Here is a 17,355-nt window from a genome sequence, read left to right on the forward strand (position 1 = left end):
TAGGCTAAACCCCAATTCCTCCTTCTTTTTTATCAAAGTGTTGGTTGCTTGATAAACGCAAAAACCCTGAATTTCAGATAGAAATTCAGGGTTTTTGGACAAGCTGAAGTCAATACTTTTATATAATAAAGTATTGACTTTTTTGTTTTATAATTGATATAATTTTTTTGTAATTTTATAGATGTTTTATATAGAAAATAAAAAAAGACCTGCCGAAGCAAGTCTTTTTAAATTTCACAACACTGTGAGGTTGGTTTCCCAACGATTTTGGCGAAGCCTTATTTGAACTCGTCATGTTATTTAAGATGAGTTAATTATACATTAAATATGGAACAATGTCAATAAATATTTTTTAGGAGGGCAAGATGGATAGGAAAGAGTATTTTATAGGGCTTGATATGGGTACAGATTCAGTTGGATGGGCTGTAACGGATACTGAGTACAAAGTCATAAAATTTAACCAAAAGGCATTGTGGGGCGTCAGACTTTTTGACGGAGCGAAAACTGCTGCTGAAAGAAGAGGCTTTAGAACTTCCCGACGCAGAGTTGAAAGGAGAAATCAAAGGCTCAACTGGCTTCAAAATGTTTTCAGTGAGGAAATAGCCAAAAAAGACCCGGGATTTTTTCAGCGCTTAAAGGAGAGTATGTTTTCACCGGAGGATAAACGCTCTGATTTTGAAGAACAGCCGGGAAGATTTTCTCTTTTTAATGACAGCGATTATACAGACAAAGAGTACTATAAGGACTATCCCACAATAAGTCATTTAAAAGTTGACTTGCTTGAAAAGGACAAAAAGTTTGATATAAGACTTATTTACTTGGCTGTGCATCATATAATTAAAAAGCGAGGACATTTTCTTTTTGATGATATCAGTGCAGACGATGAGATAACATTTGATATTGGCTTTGACAGCCTTAACGATTATTTGGAGGACTGCGGTTTTGAAAGGATAACATTAAACAATAAAGATGATTTTACCAAAACTCTGCTAGATAAGAAAATAAAAGTCAAAGATAAAACAAAGCTGTTGTTAGAACATGCCGGTTACTCAAAAAAAGATAAGCAAAAAGAGGCATTATTTACTTTGATATCCGGCGGAAGCGGAAACATAGCTGATCTGTATGATGACGAAAGTTTAAAAGAGCTTAAAAGCATTAAGCTTGCAAATTATGAAAACTTTGAGGCTGAACTGTCGGAAGTTTTGGGCGATGACTTTGAGCTTATAAACAGGATAAAAGCAGTTTATGATTGGGCGTTGCTCGAGGATATTTTGCAGGGAGAAACATATATCTCAACGGCAAGAAAAAAGATATATGAAAAACATGCAAAAGATTTAAAGCTTTTAAAACAGCTTGTGAGAAAGTATTTAACTGCTGAGGATTACCGAGAAATTTTCAGAGTTTGCAGCACAAAAATAGATAATTACACAGCTTATTCGGGAAATTATTCCGATAAATCACAGAAGTCCACAGATGACAAGCTGAAAACAAATCCCAGTGCTTCCAGAGAGGATTTTTACAAATACATCAAAAAGAAATTTAAACCCTTTGAGGATAAAGATGATGTAAAAGCTATTTTCTCTGCAATGGAGGAAAATGATTTCCTTCCAAAGCAGGTCGGCGCAGAAAACGGATTGATACCCCATCAGATTAACGAAAGGGAATTAAAAAAGATTTTAGAGAACAGCAGTAAATATTACCCATTTTTAAATGAAATTACAGATGACAGTGGTTTGACCACATCAGAAAAAATTCTGCAAGTGTTTAATTTTAAAATCCCCTATTACATAGGACCATTAAACAAAAATTCAAAGTTTGCGTGGCTTGAAAGAACGGATGAAAAGATATATCCGTGGAATTTCAGTGACGTTGTGGATACAAAGAAAAGCGCAGAAAACTTTATTGTGCGAATGACCGCAAAATGTACATATACAGGAGCGGATGTGCTTCCTAAGGATTCTTTACTTTACAGTAAATACATGGTTTTAAATGAAATAAACAAGCTTAAAATAAACGGCGAACCTATAACCGTTGAGCAGAAGCAGAGTATGTACAATGATTTGTTTATGAGATATAAAACCGTTAAAACAAAAACTTTTAAGGATTATTTGAAAAACAACTTCGGAGTAACTGACGCTGATGTTGTATCCGGAATAGACATGGAAACCGGAATAAAAGCAAGTCTTTCCTCCTATCATGCCTTTAGAAATATACTTGAAAACTATAAGGATGAGGAAATGGTGGAGGATATTATACGTCACATTGTTTTGTTCGGCGATGATAAAAAGCTTATAAAATCATATATTTCCGAAAAGTACGGACATATTCTCAGCGAAGCGGATATAAAATACGCCGCCTCAAAGAAATTTACCGGTTGGGGCAGACTCTCAAAAGAGCTTTTAACAAAAATATACCACGTTAACAGGGAAACAGGAGAGGCGAAAAGCATTATTACTTCCATGTGGGAGGATAACAAAAATCTCATGGAACTTTTAAGCTGTGAGTATGATTACATGGACAAGGCTATTGAGTACAAAAAGCAGCATATGCCCCATGGCGCAAACTCTGTAAAAGACTTTATTGAGGAAAGCTATGCTTCTCCATCGGTAAAGAGGGCTATAATTCAAGCTACAGGAATTATCAACGAGATAGAGAAAATTATGAAAGCTTCACCTAAGAGAATATTTATAGAAATGGCAAGGGAGAAAGAAGACCCAAAGAAGAAAAAGAAAAACGAAGCCAAAAGAAAACCGAGAAAAGACCAGCTTATAGAGCTTTACAAAAAATGCAAGGAAGAGGAGCCGGAGCTTTTTGCTTCTCTCCAGGACACAAGCGAGGAAAAGCTTAGAAAGGACAGCCTTTATTTTTACTATGCTCAGCTTGGAAGATGTATGTATTCAGGTGAAAGAATTTCTATTGAAAGACTTAGCAGTGATTACGATATTGACCATATTTACCCGAGAAGTAAAACAAAGGACGACAGCCTTGACAACCGTGTATTGGTTAAAAAGACAATCAACAGTGACATAAAAAAAGATAATTATCCTATAGATCATAATATACAGAAAAATATGAAAAACTTTTGGAATGAACTTGAGAAGAAAGGAATGATTTCAAAAGAAAAATACAAAAGGCTTACAAGAACCTCAAAATTTACTGACAGCGAACTTGCAGGATTTATCAACCGTCAGCTTGTGGAAACAAGACAGTCCTCTAAGGTAACCGCAGAAATTCTGCAAAGTCTTTACGGAGATAACAGCGAAATTGTATATGTAAAGGGAGGAAATGTAAGCGACTTCAGAAAGGGAAGCGTTAATAAGAAAACGGGAGAGGTTGAAAGAAAAGCTTTTGTAAAGTGCAGGGATATAAACGACTATCACCACGCAAAGGACGCTTACTTGAATATTGTAGTGGGAAATGTCTATCATATAAAGTTTACCAAAAGCCCCGTGAATTTTATAAAAGAGCTTAAAAAGAGCAATCAAACCTACAGCCTTAATAAGGTGTTTGATTACCCTGTTGAGCGTGGCGGAGAAACTGCGTGGGTTCCGGGTAAAGATGGTACATTCGCTACAGTAGAGCGTCAAATGAGCAAGAATAATATTTTGTTTACACGTTTGGCTTATGAGGTTAAAGGCGGATTTTATGACCAGCAGCTTCTTAAAAAAGGCTTTGGACAAGCTCCAATTAAGACAAGTGACGAAAGGTTTGATTTGAGCAGAAAGAAATACGGCGGATATAATAATAGCTATGGTGCATATTTTACATATGTTGAACATGATAATAAGAAAAAACGTATTCGTTCCATTGAACCTGTTTTTATACTCAATAAAAATGTTTTTGAAGCGGATCCTGTTAAATACTGCACAGAGGTTCTTAATCTTAAAAATCCTGTTGTACTTATAAAGCAGATAAAAATAGACTCTCTTATTTCTATAGACGGTTTCCGTGGACATATTTCCGGAAGAACAGGGGGGCAGATTGTATTAAAAAATGCAAACCAGTTATTGCTGGAGGATTTATGGCATGATTATGTGAAGAAGCTTTCGAAATATCTCGACAGATGCAAAGACACACAGAAAGAGCTTCCGATTACAAAATTTGACGGTATCACAAAAGAAGAAAATCTCATGCTTTATGATGTGATTACCCAAAAACTTAATACAAAGCTTTATGAGATAAAATACGGTACACAATATGACACATTAAAGAATAATCGCAATAAATTTGATGGGCTTTCCATACATGACCAAGCAGTGATATTAAAAAATAATTTGAATATGTTAAAGTGTAATGCAGTAAATGCAGATTTTACTTTGCTTACGGGAGCGGGTTGTGTAGGAAGAATAAAGATAACAAAAAATATTAGCCCACAAATTTACAGAGAGATAAAAATAATATATCAATCCATAACAGGAGTTTTTGAAAAATCCGTTGACCTGCTGGGTGATTTTGGAGAAAGCACAAAATGAGCTGGAGAGTGGTTGTGGTAAGTTCAAATGCCAAGGTGGATTACAGGCTGGGCTACATAGAGGTGAGAACCGCAGAAAAAACACAAAAGGTACATATAGGAGAGATTGCCGTGCTTATGCTGGAAAGTACGGCGGTCTCCGTCACCGCCTATGCCATATGCGAGCTGTTAAGTCACAAGGTAAAGGTAATTTTCTGTGATAACAAAAGAAACCCCTGCGGAGAGATAATTCCCTTTTACGGAAGTCACGATACAAGCTCTAAGGTTAGAACCCAGATAAAATGGAGCTTAAAGGCAAAGCAGTCTGTGTGGACAGAGATAGTAAAGGCAAAAATCCGAGGTCAGCGTGAGGTTTTGTCATATTTTGATTTGCCGCAGGCTGATATGCTTACAGAGTACCTGCATAATGTGACTTTTAACGACGCCACGAACAGAGAGGGTCACTCTGCAAAGGTTTACTTTAACGCCTTATTCGGAAAAGAATTTTCCAGAAATATTGACGACCCGATAAACGCCGCTTTAAATTACGGGTATGGCATTATGCTTTCGGCTGTAAACAGGGAAATTACCTCCTGTGGATATATAACTCAGCTCGGTATTTTCCATGATAATATATACAACTTCTTTAATTTGGGCTGTGACTTTATGGAACCGCTGAGACCTATTGTGGATATGGAAGTATCGTTGATAAGTCCGAAAAAATTTGAAAGGTCGGAAAAGCTTGCCTTAGTGTCCCTCTTAAATAAGGAAGTTTATATAGACGGAAAACAGCATTTTCTGAACAATGCCATAGGCATATACTGCAAAAGTCTGTTTAACGCACTTGAAAACGAAAACACGGAAGAGATAAGAATGATTGAATATGAGTTTTAGATTTATGAGAGTATTAGTATTTTTTGATTTGCCATCAGTGACCTCAAGCGACAGGAAAGCCTACAGCAAATTTAGAAAGCACCTTGTTAACAGCGGTTTTATGATGATGCAGGAGTCTGTATACTGTAAGCTGGCTCTAAATATGACTGTGGCAAATTCCATTATGAACTCTGTTAGAGCCAACAAGCCTCCGAAAGGGTTAATTCAAATGATGGTTGTGACGGAAAACCAATATTCAAGAATGGAGTACGTGCTTGGAGAACAAAATACCCAGGTGATAACCTCCTGCGAAAGGCTGATAGTATTATGAGATTTTTTCATCACATTTTTTCGAAACCTATTATTTTCAGGGAGAACAAGGTCAACCTGCTGGTTATAGAGAATAAAAAGCTTTTTGCAAATTTTGTTCGTGACTTTAGTGTTCAAAGCCGAGGAGAAGAGGGAGAAATATTGCTTTCCGATGATGTTTCTGATTTGGATTTTGAAAAACATGCTGAAGTAATAGCAGATTATTTTAGTCTTGATTTTAACGGGAAAAAACTTTCATCAAAGCTGATTACAGAGCTGAAGCAATCGGCTCTGTACGGCTTTGCCGGGGAGGCAGGAGAACTTCTCGGCTTATTAAACAGCTTTGGAAGCAAGGTTATTTCGTCTGTAGAGTTTCCACTGGAGTGGGAAACAGTTTACGATATAGGGGCGGTTTTAAAGCTTTTTGACTACCGATTAAATGTAAGCTCTGAAAATTTCTTGGAAATGCTTGTAGATTATATGGAGGTTTGCAGTCATTTTCTGAAAAAGGATATTTTTGTTCTTGTAAATTTAAAAAGCTATTTTGATATGGAAGAAATAAAGCTTTTATATAAGGAAGCTTTTTTCAGAAAATGGAATTTAATAGTTTTGGAGCCGTCATCATCGGGATCTTTGCATGAATATGAGGATATTGTAATAATTGATAAGGATATTTGCGAAATACGGCTTGATAATGAAGAGTTTTTGTAGTAAAATGTAGATAATCTTAAATAACCGAGCGTGGTCATGACGTTTTCTCAAAATTTGAGGTTTGAGTGTCGTGTTATTTAAGATAGGTGTTTAACGCCCGGGAGCGGCTATAAGATTGCCACCCTGTTTGAGTGTCGTGTTATTTAAGATAGGTGTTTAACTCTGCATATTTATGCCTCCTTATTTTTTAAGTTTGAGTGTCGTGTTATTTAAGATAGGTGTTTAACTTAACCCAGTTAGTAGTAACATTTGATACCGTTTGAGTGTCGTGTTATTTAAGATAGGTGTTTAACACGGGCGATAGGCTGTTTGCTACTGTCCACGTTTGAGTGTCGTGTTATTTAAGATAGGTGTTTAACCTCAAATTTATTTGTTTGAGTTCATTATCATGTTTGAGTGTCGTGTTATTTAAGATAGGTGTTTAACCACAACAAAGGTTGACATTGAACAGCCGTTGTTTGAGTGTCGTGTTATTTAAGATAGGTGTTTAACAGAACACTTGAAGTTATCAAAGGGGATATAGTTTGAGTGTCGTGTTATTTAAGATAGGTGTTTAACATTTCCTCACGGAAGTAATCTTCTTTTACTGTTTGAGTGTCGTGTTATTTAAGATAGGTGTTTAACTTCTCTCAATGTCTTTGCTTGCTCTGGCGTGTTTGAGTGTCGTGTTATTTAAGATAGGTGTTTAACAAGACAACAGACGCAATGGTAGCAGGGCTTGTTTGAGTGTCGTGTTATTTAAGATAGGTGTTTAACGCAATGTTTCTTCAATGATGAAAGAGTATGGTTTGAGTGTCGTGTTATTTAAGATAGGTGTTTAACCGGCCTCCTGTATGGTTATGATGTCCTGCGTTTGAGTGTCGTGTTATTTAAGATAGGTGTTTAACTTCTGCTACGTATTTCAATCCACGATGTATGTTTGAGTGTCGTGTTATTTAAGATAGGTGTTTAACATAATCAGCAATCAAAGAGCCTGCCGCACCGTTTGAGTGTCGTGTTATTTAAGATAGGTGTTTAACATAAAAAATGGCTATATAATGCGATTTTTTGTTTGAGTGTCGTGTTATTTAAGATAGGTGTTTAACCACTTGGTTTACCAGTATCAATGTTATTTAGTTTGAGTGTCGTGTTATTTAAGATAGGTGTTTAACATTGACGAATCTGACATTTCCGACACAAGAGTTTGAGTGTCGTGTTATTTAAGATAGGTGTTTAACCGAGCAACCTTTTTGCGACATTCCCGAGGCGTTTGAGTGTCGTGTTATTTAAGATAGGTGTTTAACAAGACAACAGACGCAATGGTAGCAGGGCTTGTTTGAGTGTCGTGTTATTTAAGATAGGTGTTTAACATTTTCATCGGTCTAAAGTAGTCGTTATGTGTTTGAGTGTCGTGTTATTTAAGATAGGTGTTTAACCATATCAACATCAATCCCTGTAATCTCTTTGTTTGAGTGTCGTGTTATTTAAGATAGGTGTTTAACATTACATCTCTTGACAGACTGAGCCGAAAGGTTTGAGTGTCGTGTTATTTAAGATAGGTGTTTAACCTTTCCTTTAAGATTTAATAAAAGCTTTTGTTTGAGTGTCGTGTTATTTAAGATAGGTGTTTAACCTATTCGATAGATTTGCTTTTCCTTTACTTGTTTGAGTGTCGTGTTATTTAAGATCATACTTTAACGAAGCAAAATAGCGATTTAATATGCAATTTTATGATTTAAATACTTGGTTTAGATGAATTTGTATGGTAATATATAAGAACGAGATATGAATAATTCCGTAGGGCAGGAAAAACCACAAGAGATAATATACTTACTCTTGTGGTTTTTCTTGTACTATATTTTAGATAATGTCTCTGTATGGAGATATTTGGATAAACAGTTTATAATAAACATAGGAATTTATTTTTAAAAAATATTTAGTGCATTGTAAGAAAAATAAATATCATCAATATTATGACGAAATTAAAAATAATATAGATAATGATAAAAATTCTGTTTTTACATATGATGACAAACAGAATATGTTTACTTTTGATGTCGTTTTAGGAATGAAGAATACAGAATGATTATAAATTTTAAAATATGTATAGAATTTAGTGAAGATATTTTTAAATGATAGTGAATGATGAGGGGATTTGATCATGGATATTTTTACAAATATTGTATTAGGTGCAGTTGGAAGTATAGTGGCAACATTTATTTATACTTATGTTCCCATCTGTATAAAGCTGGTTACAAGGAGGACTTTATATTTTATTTAGATGCTGCAGAAAATTCTATTTTTCAAATTAAAAGTCACCATGTGTATTCGCAGGATTATCTTCTTGTAATAAACGAAATAGATAAGTTAAAAAATAGTGCATATGAAATGTATAAATGTTTGACACCACTTTCTTTATGGAAAAGCAGAGATTCCAAAAAATTAATGATAACTTTGTTATATGATATTATTGTTCTTTGTGAAAAGTGTAAAGGAGTGACAAGTGGATACGAGGAAGGAATAGAAGAAGAGGATAGATTGAAAAAAATACATAAATGTCTTTTCCCGAAGGCTTATGATGAAAAATATAATCAATCTAAAGTAGATATAGAATTGAAGATGATAAGAGAAGTTTTTAAATATAGAAATATGTACACTGCTTTAAATGAAGTTTTTTCAGATAAATCATTAAGAACGGTCTCAGTTAAAGATATTACTGAAGGTGGTATAATTGATGTTAACAGTTTTAAAACCAAAGCAACTATGGGAATGAGAAAAAAGTGTTTTAATCAAAATGAATTGGAAGAGAAGTTGAATGCTAATTTAAATGATGATTTTAGTAAAAAATGTATATCTTGATATTAAAAGATAAATTAGAGAATTTAATATTTCTTAATTAGACTGAGGGGATTTGTTAAAGATGACAGCGAAAAAAGAAAGAAATAAAAATGAAAACAGAATTACATAATGGCATTTTGAATAGTTTTATGTTAAACAGGCATTGGTAGGCATTACGTTATAAGCATAAGTATAAAATATAAAAAATCAAAAAACTATATAGTTTGAGATATTCGTAAATAGACGGTTTATGGAATTATTAATTTTGTATGGTGTGATATCAATGAAGAAAATTAATTACAGTATTATATTATATTTTATATACGCTTATAACTCTGAGTTTACAAGGCTTGTTAAAAAGATAAATATATGATTTATTAGAATTTAAATATCAATATACGACTAATACAATAAGATTTTAATCTTCATAGAAAGGAGAGATTCGATTGCGAATCAGACATGTGAAAATAGATAATTTCAGAGGAATTAAACATGCGGAGTTAACGTTTCCTACAGAGCAAAGACTAATATGTTTGATAGGAGCAGGAGATTCAACGAAATCTACAGTTCTTACTGCGATACATTAAATAAAGAATGAAATTTCTACTGGAGGTCAAGTAATATTTACAACACATTCAACAGTAGTTCTCTCAGAATTGGATATATCGCAGCTAATTTTGCTACATTCTCATGAAGGTATCACTTCATTTAAGGTTATTGCTAATGATGATGAAAAGCTAAATTCAAGAATGCAAGGAATGCTGAGGACAATCCCAGATGCTTTTTTAACTCCAAGAATACTTATATGTGAAGGAATTACTGAAGTTGGATTTATTCGCTCGTTAGATGAAAAACTTCAAGTAGATGACGATTATTATATGGCAAGTAGAGGTGTCTCTTATGTAGATGGAAAAGGCGGAGCAAAAGCATTAGATGTGGCAGAAAGATTTTTTGAATTGGGATTTAATGTTGCTTTGATAGTTGATAATGATCGTCCTGAAGATAGAAGAAAGAGAGAGTCATTATTGTCAAAAGGTATTCATATTTTTTCATGGAATGAAAATAAATGTATAGAAACAGCTTTATTGCCATTACTCTCTAAAGAAGCATTAAATAATTTACTTTTATGGGATTCTGAAAAGAAAGAGGCTACATGGGACGAATTAATTGAACAGGGCTATGCAACAAAAAAGTATTTATTAAGAGAAGAATTAAATGATAAAGAATTACTAAATATAGCTATGATTTGTAATAAGAAAGAATTTTTCAAACGGGTTGCTGGAGGTGAAGCACTTGGCCGAGCAATATTTGATAATTGTAAAAATATTTCATCAGATATGGAAGAAATAAAAACGATAAATGAAATTGTTAAATGGATAAATTATGGAAAAGACACGAGAATATTTAAATGAACCAATGGTAGGAATAATTGCTCCCGCAGGTTATGGAAAAACTGAGGAAATAACTAAAGCAGTAAAGTTTTGTTCTGAAAAGCAATTGATTTTAACACACACAAGGGCTGGAGTTACTGTATTAGAAGATAGAATGAGAAAGAAACAGATTAGTAATGATAAATTTGAGATAGATACGATCGCTTCATTTTGTATGAAATGGTGCAAAGCTTATCCAGCAACTGCAAATGTGTACATCCCTGATAAAATTAATGAAATAGATTATTTATCAATCTATAAAGGTACTAAAGAACTTTTTTCTAATTCATGGGCAAAGGTTGTTCTAAAACAAACATATTCTGGAATTTTTGTTGATGAGTATCAGGATTGTACAGAGTCACAGCATGCAATTTTCATGAAGCTTGAAAATGTACTTCCTATAAGAGTTTTTGGAGATCCACTCCAAGGGATTTTCTATTGGGTTAAAGAAGATAAAATAGTAAATTGGAAAAATTTTACTTTTAAAGTTATATCTCCATTGACTGTGCCACGAAGATGGGAAAAAACAAATGCCGAGCTTGGTTTGTTGCTTGATAATCTTAGAAAGAAAATAATAACTGTACTTAATGGTAATGATGTAACAATAAATATTTCAAATGTTACCAATTGTATGACAATATTAAATTCTACTGAATGGAACAATGGAAGGTTTGTATACAAAATAAAGAACTATGAAAAAATAGTATATTTATCTGCTTTTATAAACAAGCAAAAGTTATTTTCCAAACGCAATGGTGGATTCTTTCAATACGATGAAGTGAAGGATTTAGCTGAAGCTGAAGCAATTATTGCAAAGATTGAAGCAGAAAAAAATGAAAGAAAAGCACTTGTATTAATTGAGTCTTTAAAATCTATGATTAATAGTATACAATCAGAATTAGCCTCATATATCAAGAATTTAGAAAAGGGGAAATCTGATTTTAGGAAAATAAATAAACATAAAGATTTAGGACGCTTAATAGAAATAGTGTGTAAAGATAATATATCTAAGTCTGTACTTGATGTGTTACGTTGGTTTGAGAATAATAAAAAATTTAATATTTATCGTAAAGAATTGTTATTTCGTATAGGGAAAATATATACATATATGGTAGAGGAGAGTGCTAGTCTTAAAGAGACTGTTGAGATATTAAGTAATCAACAATATTTTACAGAAAATAGATTTTCCTTTTCACGTCTATCCTCAAGAACTGTCCTTACTAAAGGATTAGAATTTGATTGTGTTATTATTGATGCTAGAGATAAAATGGATGTAAGAGATTTTTATGTAGCCATGACCCGTGCCAAAAAATATATTTATATTATCTCAGATGAAAGGAAAATGTTTTTTAAGGGAATTAAGTATTAATACAACAATGTAATGCTACATTAAGTGATTAATAAAAAATAGATGTTTAACGAAGAGCACTATGTAGAGATTGTTATAAGGAATCAATAAGATATACGAATAGAATTTACTTCAAAATAATTTTCAAAAATTATCTATGTACATCAATATAAATTATATGAATCCAAATCAATCAACATACAAAATACCGTCCCAGGGATTATTATCTGGAACGGAAAATTATAGTTACATTCATATTCACTGATTGACTTATTCTGTCATTGCATAGCAAGGAAGAAACTTTTTGATTCCTTTTGACCTATTAGACTCTAGCCAAATCCCCAAGTTTGTGTGAACACGGAACAGAAGTGTAAAACTAATCGACGGCTCGATAGTCTTTTTCAAAGATGGTATAATACCTTAATTAGTAGGCATTATACCATCTTTATCTTATTTCCTCAAGTTGTTGTTATTTTGTCATGTACATTAATTGTTTGAATAGGGAACTAACTTAAAAATATTTTTGTTTGACGAAAACACTTGATACTTTATTACTATACTTAAAACAGTATATTTTGCTTTTACAATCTCTATTATTTTTTCTCGTGGCATAAATACACCGTTAAAAATAAATTGTCCATCTGCACGTTGATGTTTTTCAACCTCATCAGTGATTTCTTTTTCTGACAATTCTTGAAATTCTACTTTTAGAATTTCATAGTTAAACCGAAAGTCATTATCAGTTAGGATGATTGTCATATCTCCAAGAAGGTTGCTTTGAATTTCGTTACAATGATTACAGAAGTTGTTAAATTTCTGTTTCAACGATTTAGATTTAATAAAATATGGAAGTGTGTTTTTCACACCTTGTGTTACATATTGGGGATTATTTGACAGAATATTTTGAATATTATTATTAAATTGATTGTCGTTATACACCATGGTCTTTTTAATAGCTTTTTTCAATTCTTCTAATACAATACCTACACAATAATCAATGGTAAATTCTTCAAAATTTATGTCCTCAGGTGTCTTTTCGAAAAGTACAGAACAATATCGTTCTTCATTATGTATTGTTTGCTGTGAGTAGAAGCCCCATTCGTTGTTCAGAACGGTTCTAATTTTGTTAATGATTTTTGAGACCAAGTTACCTTGATCTAAATTAGCTGCTTGGTCTGCATAATTCTTTAATTCAGCATACTTTAGTTCATTAATAAATTTGAAGAAATCGTGGTTTCCTTGTTCTTTGATTTTAAAATATATAAAGTGTTTTTTATTATCGCTGTAAAAATCAACAATTTGATTCATTTCATTAGTAGGTACAAAAGTTTGATCTTCATTAAAACAGTTGTTACCCAGTTTTTTTAAATCGGTTTCAAGATAGGGGTATTTTTTTATCAAATTAGAATAGTTATATGTGTTCGTTTGAGAGCAGTTTAACCAATTTGTTAAATACCACTGTGCTATATATGAAGGTTCAAAAATGATCCATTTCATACCTGTACCATAAAGATAGTATTCTAAAATACTGGCATTTCGCATGGCTAGAGTTGAAAATCTATCATAATTCACTTGAAAGTTAATTGCAGCTTGAGAAAACAGGTTTTTCCATGAGGTTATTTTTGTTTCTTTTTCAATAATGTCTCCTTCGACAATCCACTCTTTAATTTTTTGTTTGATTTTGGGTGGAACATCAGGATCTGAGCAACTTAAATAGTAGAAATACAAGCTAAGCAAAGCAAAAACGTCAAGTGCATAAGAAGATTTCTCTAAAATGTACTTGTAATTTGAAAATCGACGTCTTAATGCATTAATAACAATTGTGTCTCCTTCTTTTATGGTCCATGCTGATAAAATAATTATAACATCTGCAATTAAATCAGGATCCAGAGAAATATTTCTTGAGGAACGGAGCAGTACAATAAGACTTCCAACTTTTTCAGAAAATTGATTTTGTATCTCCGGTAATTTCTGAATTTGAAAAAGTACACGGATGAGTAAATGTTTATTTTCTATAACTTTAGAATACACAGGTTCAGAAAAGGCAATATGTCGTAATAAAACATCAAACACATTTTCTAATAAACTGCTCCCAATGATAATCTTTTCATGATCATCATATTGGGTTTTAAGGTCGAACGCCAAATCCTGTTGAAATTCTAATAGTTTTATCAAAGTATATTTATTATATTCCTGCTCAGAATCTACTTCGAGAAATTCAAAAGTGCTTTTTAATGTGTCACTATAAAGCAAATATCGGACAGCATCTTTTATAGGCTTCGGTGTTTCTGATTCACATATATAACAATCAATAAAATTCTCTTTTAAGATTTTTTTTACAGAATTCTCGGTTTTGACCATTATTGGGACTTCAAGATATACTACTTGCAATATAAATAACAAAATTGTTATAGATGTTCCAATAACAGCAGCTTTTAAATCTAACATATAGAATGCTATGTTTAATGCACAAAAAGAGATTGAAATTATAATGATTTGCAAAACAGAATAATGTTTGCGTTTACGTAAGGCATACAATGTTGTGAGTTTGATGCCAAATACCTTTTCGTTTTGCAGAGAAATTGATATGCCGATAATAGATACAATCATTGCGGTAATTGCTGTAATAAGCTGTAGTACAATGCCAATAATATTCTCGTATTCACAAGGCCAATTAATAATATTATATCTTTGATCTATGATTGAAAAAAACAACGACATAGTAAAAATAAAACCTATTATAAAACAATAACAAACGAAAGAGTATTTGCCGGAAATAGATATTTTATTCTTTTTACTTTTTTTCATATTTTATCTCCTTGTTTATTTTGATGTCTTATCATTGTATTTTTATGCTACCTATCTTGAACATTCCTTCTTCTTCTCTAACATCTTCAGGGTGTATTACAAAACATATTTCCGAAATGTTACCTAACGCTTTACTTCTCATCTTCTCTAATGGTATAGATAATTTATTTTCACCATACTCAACAGGAAATTCAAAAGTTTCCAAAATTCTATTATTATCTGAATATTTAAATTCAACAAATATCCGTTTCAATGAATTAGTAAAGTTAATCAAAGTAAAGATAAACTTAGCCTGTTCGTTAAATTTTAGATAACGAGATATATCTAATTTATCTATATATCGCAAAACCATGCTTATAAATTTAGGATATTTGATTTTTTTCTTCTCATATGGATTCATGTTATAATTAACTACGATCATATTTTCCATAATACTTGTACTAGCAATATCCTCTCGGTTATTGAATTCAATATCATCATCAAAATAGGCTCCTATTTTCGCTGTATCAAGAATACTTTGATGCGACAAAAAAATCTGTTCAATATCAAATATGAAAGAATGTAATTTTCGATTAAGTCCGCCTCCAATATTAACACCTTTATCTGAAGTTAAATATTCTAAAAAACTATGGATATCTTTTTCGTCGCTTATGGAACCTGTTTGAATATTGGCTATAGGCGTTCCTGATAATGCTTGCCCTTTTTGTATTGGGTAAAGTACAAAAGGAAAAATATAGTCTTCTCCCTGCTTACTAAACTGATTGTACAAATATGAATATGCTACACCTAATTCAATCATACAAAATTTACTTTCGTAATACTCTTTACTAATAATTGGTACAAACAAATCACTGCTGTTTAATTCATCAAAAATCGTCTGCACAAAATTTTTTCCAATCATTATGCTTCCATCTTCAGATGAACAAAACACCTCAATATCACTACTCACATTCTCCAAAAATTCAGAAAATTTTATTACTATTTCACTGTTTTTAGTTGCATGACTTATAAAAATACGCATAATTTTGTGACTCCTTTATTATTTCTATTTCATTTTCCTTTATCTCTTAATTTAAAGAAATATATTTTACTTTTTCGCTTCTATACATTTCTTTTGAACTTATTTTGTGAGTCCGGAGATCTTCTCGAAATATCTCCAAAACAAGCTATAGTTCTCATAAACATTTCGCCATCCAGAAGCTTGTCTGCACATTTTTTATCAGTAAATTTTACTAAATAGTACGGTTTTTCATTGCTTATCATTATTAATTTAAATCCCATTGTTTCAAACAATCTATCATTATTTTAACTTTTTCGCTTACAAATACCTTATTAAGTTATTATATCACCCTTTTCTTTAAGGCGGTGGCAGACATTGCTTTTGAAAAGCTCAAAATCAACACGGTTGGAAGTTTCACTAGTGCAATCTGTTAATTTATTTTGTGCGTTGCTATTGTTGATTGACACAATGAACACCTCCTATTATTGATATTATAGCAGTATGCTGCTATAATATCAATAAATTTTATCATAAATATTTAATATTATTCTATCCAGCACATTGGTTTCCTTGTAGTTTTTTTCAAACAGGTGGATATAGGTGTCATAGGTTGTGCGGACGCTGGAGTGTCCCATTATATGGCTTACGGATTTTATATCACAGTTTTCTCTGAAGAGCAGGGAAGCGAATGTATGACGCAGACAATACAATTCTCTTGGTGTGACTTCTGCTTCCTTTATCAGGGCGTACCAATTTCGTCTTAGCATATCGGGTTTTACTATCTTTCCCTCGTGCTGCATTATAAATTTACCTTTTGGATTGGTTTTACTTGCAATTTGTTTTAGTGCATATTTAGCGTTATTATTCAAATAGATTTTTCGTCTGCTGCTTGAGGTTTTAAGGGTTTCTTGGAGAAGAACCACATAGTTGTCGTTCTTTTCGTCGTGATATGAAACAACGCTTCTTTGTATGTATATATAATCGCCTTTAATATCGCTCCATTTAAGACCCAATAATTCACATGGGCGCAGTTCTGTGTTCAGAAGGAAATAATATCCCCAGCCTATATAAGGCTCTAAAAGACTGCTCTTATAGGTTCTCACTGATATGGCGAATTTAAGGCGTTTGATTTCCTCGGTAGTTAAAATTGATTTTTCCTTTGATGGGGAAAAATTATTTTTCTTTGGTTTCTTAATTGGTAGCATAGGATTATTGGGAACATCTCCTATGTACTGTGCAAACTTAAAACAGGCGTTTACAGCTTCATATATTTTCTTTGAGGTAGATAGGGAATAGGTGCCATACACAAATTCAAAGAAATCCAACACTTGTTGAAGTTCAATTTCACACATCGGAATATGTCCTAAATAGGGAATTACATTTTTGGTTACTGTTCTGTAAAGGCGATCGTATGAGGTTGGTTTTAACTCTATTTTTTTACATGGAAGCCAAACCGTTTTGTAATATTCTGTCAATGTTTTTTCTGTCATAAAAATTCTCCTTTCCGATATAAAAAAGACCGGCTATAACTCTCAAAAGAGGTACAGCCGGTCACATAGCTTTTATACAACTCATTTTTAACAACATCCATCTTTTGAGTTCTATTTAA

The 17,355-nt window shown here is 32.5% G+C and carries 11 protein-coding genes and 1 CRISPR repeat array; of the genes, 7 read left to right on the forward strand and 4 right to left on the reverse strand.

What is annotated here, in order from left to right:
* Window positions 1–365 precede the first annotated feature (365 nt).
* The 7 genes from cas9 to B5F08_RS12575 all read left to right on the forward strand — a co-directional run bounded on the left by cas9 (window position 366) and on the right by B5F08_RS12575 (window position 11,959).
* Window positions 366–4,472 (forward strand): type II CRISPR RNA-guided endonuclease Cas9, encoded by a 4,107-nt coding sequence (cas9, locus tag B5F08_RS12545; RefSeq protein WP_087380146.1) that lies wholly within the window; start codon window positions 366–368, stop codon window positions 4,470–4,472.
* The gene (cas1, locus tag B5F08_RS12550) at window positions 4,469–5,344 is read left to right on the forward strand and encodes a type II CRISPR-associated endonuclease Cas1 (protein ID WP_087380149.1); all 876 of its coding nucleotides are present in this window, start codon (window positions 4,469–4,471) and stop codon (window positions 5,342–5,344) included. The genes cas9 and cas1 overlap by 4 nt, the downstream gene beginning before the upstream one ends.
* A gap of 4 nt (window positions 5,345–5,348) precedes the next feature.
* Entirely contained in the window at window positions 5,349–5,654 is a 306-nt protein-coding gene (gene cas2, locus B5F08_RS12555; RefSeq protein ID WP_087380152.1) for a CRISPR-associated endonuclease Cas2, read from the forward strand.
* Window positions 5,651–6,343, forward strand: coding sequence for a type II-A CRISPR-associated protein Csn2 (gene csn2, locus B5F08_RS12560; protein ID WP_087380155.1), 693 nt, complete (start codon window positions 5,651–5,653; stop codon window positions 6,341–6,343). The genes cas2 and csn2 overlap by 4 nt, the downstream gene beginning before the upstream one ends.
* Window positions 6,344–6,402: 59 nt before the next feature.
* Window positions 6,403–8,021: direct repeats of the CRISPR family, unit length 36 nt; unit sequence GTTTGAGTGTCGTGTTATTTAAGATAGGTGTTTAAC.
* Between the two features lie 443 nt (window positions 8,022–8,464).
* Complete coding sequence (locus B5F08_RS12565; protein ID WP_143256428.1) at window positions 8,465–9,181, forward strand: hypothetical protein; 717 nt, start codon at window positions 8,465–8,467, stop codon at window positions 9,179–9,181.
* Window positions 9,182–9,837: 656 nt separating this feature from the next.
* A complete protein-coding gene (locus tag B5F08_RS12570; protein WP_158096312.1) occupies window positions 9,838–10,572 on the forward strand; it encodes a TOPRIM nucleotidyl transferase/hydrolase domain-containing protein in 735 nt (244 codons plus the stop codon).
* Window positions 10,544–11,959 carry a UvrD-helicase domain-containing protein gene (locus B5F08_RS12575; RefSeq protein ID WP_087380164.1) on the forward strand — a complete coding sequence of 472 codons (1,416 nt, stop codon included), beginning with the start codon at window positions 10,544–10,546 and terminating at the stop codon, window positions 11,957–11,959. Before B5F08_RS12570 ends, B5F08_RS12575 begins: the two co-directional genes overlap by 29 nt.
* A 465-nt stretch (window positions 11,960–12,424) precedes the next feature.
* Here the strand turns inward: B5F08_RS12575 and B5F08_RS12580 are convergent, their stop codons facing one another.
* The 4 genes from B5F08_RS12580 to B5F08_RS12590 all read right to left on the reverse strand — a co-directional run bounded on the left by B5F08_RS12580 (window position 12,425) and on the right by B5F08_RS12590 (window position 17,236).
* Entirely contained in the window at window positions 12,425–14,746 is a 2,322-nt protein-coding gene (locus B5F08_RS12580; protein ID WP_087380167.1) for a hypothetical protein, read from the reverse strand.
* Window positions 14,747–14,777: 31 nt separating this feature from the next.
* A complete protein-coding gene (locus B5F08_RS12585; protein WP_087380170.1) occupies window positions 14,778–15,767 on the reverse strand; it encodes a toll/interleukin-1 receptor domain-containing protein in 990 nt (329 codons plus the stop codon).
* Between the two features lie 311 nt (window positions 15,768–16,078).
* Window positions 16,079–16,213, reverse strand: a complete 135-nt coding sequence (locus B5F08_RS13660; RefSeq protein WP_275532179.1) for a hypothetical protein — start codon at window positions 16,211–16,213, stop codon at window positions 16,079–16,081.
* Between the two features lie 48 nt (window positions 16,214–16,261).
* Entirely contained in the window at window positions 16,262–17,236 is a 975-nt protein-coding gene (locus tag B5F08_RS12590; RefSeq protein WP_087380173.1) for a tyrosine-type recombinase/integrase, read from the reverse strand.
* Between the last annotated feature and the right edge of the window lie 119 nt (window positions 17,237–17,355).

The sequence above is a fragment of the Anaeromassilibacillus sp. An172 genome (genome assembly GCF_002160515.1).
Classification (GTDB): domain Bacteria; phylum Bacillota; class Clostridia; order Oscillospirales; family Acutalibacteraceae; genus Limousia; species Limousia pullorum.

What these genes read in the sequence shown, in the direction of transcription:
- B5F08_RS12575 (WP_087380164.1), top strand. Translation starts at nt 10,544, where the DNA reads ATGGAAAAGACACGAGAATATTTAAATGAACCAATGGTAGGAATAATT.
- csn2 (WP_087380155.1), top strand. Translation starts at nt 5,651, where the DNA reads ATGAGATTTTTTCATCACATTTTTTCGAAACCTATTATTTTCAGGGAG.
- cas2 (WP_087380152.1), top strand. Translation starts at nt 5,349, where the DNA reads ATGAGAGTATTAGTATTTTTTGATTTGCCATCAGTGACCTCAAGCGAC.
- B5F08_RS12580 (WP_087380167.1), bottom strand. Translation starts at nt 14,746, where the DNA reads ATGAAAAAAAGTAAAAAGAATAAAATATCTATTTCCGGCAAATACTCT.
- cas1 (WP_087380149.1), top strand. Translation starts at nt 4,469, where the DNA reads ATGAGCTGGAGAGTGGTTGTGGTAAGTTCAAATGCCAAGGTGGATTAC.
- B5F08_RS12585 (WP_087380170.1), bottom strand. Translation starts at nt 15,767, where the DNA reads ATGCGTATTTTTATAAGTCATGCAACTAAAAACAGTGAAATAGTAATA.
- B5F08_RS12590 (WP_087380173.1), bottom strand. Translation starts at nt 17,236, where the DNA reads ATGACAGAAAAAACATTGACAGAATATTACAAAACGGTTTGGCTTCCA.
- B5F08_RS12565 (WP_143256428.1), top strand. Translation starts at nt 8,465, where the DNA reads ATGATGAGGGGATTTGATCATGGATATTTTTACAAATATTGTATTAGG.
- cas9 (WP_087380146.1), top strand. Translation starts at nt 366, where the DNA reads ATGGATAGGAAAGAGTATTTTATAGGGCTTGATATGGGTACAGATTCA.